Origin of the sequence: Parabacteroides sp. AF17-28, from assembly GCF_003479205.1 — a bacterium.
Lineage (GTDB): Bacteria > Bacteroidota > Bacteroidia > Bacteroidales > Tannerellaceae > Parabacteroides > Parabacteroides acidifaciens.
This window is the reverse complement of sequence record NZ_QUGV01000059.1, coordinates 1-1,672: the sequence shown is the minus strand read 5'-3', so window position 1 is coordinate 1,672 and position 1,672 is coordinate 1. Positions and strand designations below refer to the sequence as shown.

General features: G+C 36.2%; 1 protein-coding gene. It reads right to left on the bottom strand.

Annotated elements, in window-relative coordinates; all coding sequences use genetic code 11:
- Positions 1-247: 247 nt before the first annotated feature.
- On the bottom strand, positions 248-1,579 hold the full coding sequence (locus DWW90_RS20290; protein ID WP_122346279.1) for an IS4 family transposase: 1,332 nt from the start codon (positions 1,577-1,579) through the stop codon (positions 248-250).
- Between the last annotated feature and the right edge of the window lie 93 nt (positions 1,580-1,672).

Genomic DNA, 1,672 nt, shown 5'->3' with positions numbered 1-1,672 from the left:
CCCGCGTCAAGCGCCATAGCCGTCAAGCTAATGTCTCTAAATAGCAAAAAGGCAGTGGTTTTGTGAGATTATGTTAAAAAAGTACGTATTAGAGCTTTTTTTACCCCATTCTTTTGAGGAACAGGGTTTGATTTCGTATTTTTCACCATGATAAAGAACGTTTAGTTTTTTAGAGTAAGAACCGGAGTATTGTCAGGACAACAAGGGACTCCGGTTTTTTTATTTAAATATAGTCTATATAATTATTTTATTTAAGATAATAGTAAAATAAATCTTCAAACGTGATATGTTTTTTTCTATTCTCCAGATAATGATTTCTACTAAACCGGGTGACCAGGGAGTCTATATATGTTGTATTTCGCCAACCTTTCCTCTTTAGAATATCACAGATTATATCAAAATGTAGCCAAAGGCTTTGCATGCATTTGTATGGACTTAAAAGCCGTTGATTTGTACGATAATAGAAAGATTGTATAACACGCATAAATCTGTAATTTATTAGAATCAGAATAAGTTTGGCGTATAGAATACAAAGAAAACGTTCTGCTCTGACAGCTGTAACAGAAGCCACGCCGGCAATGCTTTTCCACTGTTTAAAAATCAATTCTATCTGCCAACGAAAATGGTATGCCTTTAAAATATCCGGGGTATCAAGTATCTGGCAGGGTATATTAGTAACAAATAGATTCAGATGATATCTGTCCTTTGTCTCTTGGCGAATTGTTGCATTTTTATATCTCTGATTTTGCTTTTTCAATGTGGTAATGCGTTTCTCATATACTTCATCAGAAGCTAAACTGACACATAGCCGAACCACGATCTGCTCTTTTATTCCTAACCGGACTATAAACTGCTGATGAGTCAGTCGGTATTTTTTCATCTTCTGATAGACTGTCTTTAATTCAAACCTGTTTCCTTGCAAATCAAATAGTTCTACCGTGGTATTTAATCGGGAGAGAAAAAATGCTCCTGCAGACTTTATTTGTTTGAACTTATTTATACTCCAGTAGCCTAAATCCCGGATTAGTAAGTCATTTGAAAGAATTGGCTGTGGTTCTTCTCTGGACTCTTCAAAATCGTTTCGGGTTTCATTGGTCAGGGAAAAACCTATAATCGCATTGGATTTGAGATCATATTCAAACTGAATACACATGCCTGACTGGATATCCCCAAAACCACCATGACCTTTGTATTGATCTTTCAGCCAGCATGGTAATTTGAACTTGGTAGAATCCTTTATTCTAACCCGGCTAAAAGCTTCTAAAAAAGAGGTATCTAATGCACTGCTCATACGTTGACCGGCAATATAATTGACGACTGACAACACATATTTATAAGCTGAGTCCGTAAATCGTTCATCAATGGCCTGCTTACTTACATCTATATTCAATTGCCAGGATAAGTAGTTACTCATCTGGCTTAAGGAACAATAACCTGCTTGATGCAAGGCACAATGCAAAAGCAAATCTATAAACACTTGCGGCGTTATTTTGCCAAAGCGTTTATAGAAACCATTTGCTTCTGCACAGTTCCATAAAATTCTTGTGGTTAAAGAATTTCGAAGAATATCTATATTCATCTTTTCTTCAACAGATAATTGAATACCCCCTTATTTTACTAGTATTACAACACTTACTTCGATTTGCTTGACGGCTATGGCGTCAAGCGCGGG

Bases quoted from the DNA above. Each gene is read 5' to 3' on its own strand.
- DWW90_RS20290 (WP_122346279.1), bottom strand. From the start codon at position 1,579: ATGAATATAGATATTCTTCGAAATTCTTTAACCACAAGAATTTTATGG.